The sequence below is a fragment of the Liquorilactobacillus uvarum DSM 19971 genome (assembly GCF_001434935.1).
In the GTDB taxonomy this organism is placed as follows: domain Bacteria; phylum Bacillota; class Bacilli; order Lactobacillales; family Lactobacillaceae; genus Liquorilactobacillus; species Liquorilactobacillus uvarum.
Genome location: NZ_AZEG01000141.1, coordinates 1 through 242, shown reverse-complemented (window position 1 = coordinate 242; position 242 = coordinate 1). Strand labels below are relative to the sequence as shown.

Here is a 242-nt window from a genome sequence, read left to right as displayed (position 1 = left end):
CTTTTTTATCCCAATCGACCATCAGTATCTTTCTACTCTTAGGGTACTTGCTAGTTCCGGTATATGTTTTGTTGCCATTATCATCTAAAATATATTGCTTTTTGCTCTTAATTCCCCATGTTCCATCTGAATTAAACGGCCGATTAGTTAACATCACATGAGCGTGCGGATTATCTGGGTGGTCGCGATGAATTGCCACGTCGGCTACCATGCCCTCATCAACAAAATTTTCTTGCACATAT

Annotated in this window: 1 protein-coding gene; it reads right to left on the bottom strand. The window is 40.1% G+C overall.

Annotation, left to right across the window (positions count from 1 at the left end; translation table 11 throughout):
* Positions 1–242 (bottom strand): MobA/MobL family protein (locus FD20_RS12820; protein WP_162255671.1); only part of this gene is annotated, 242 nt, incomplete at both ends.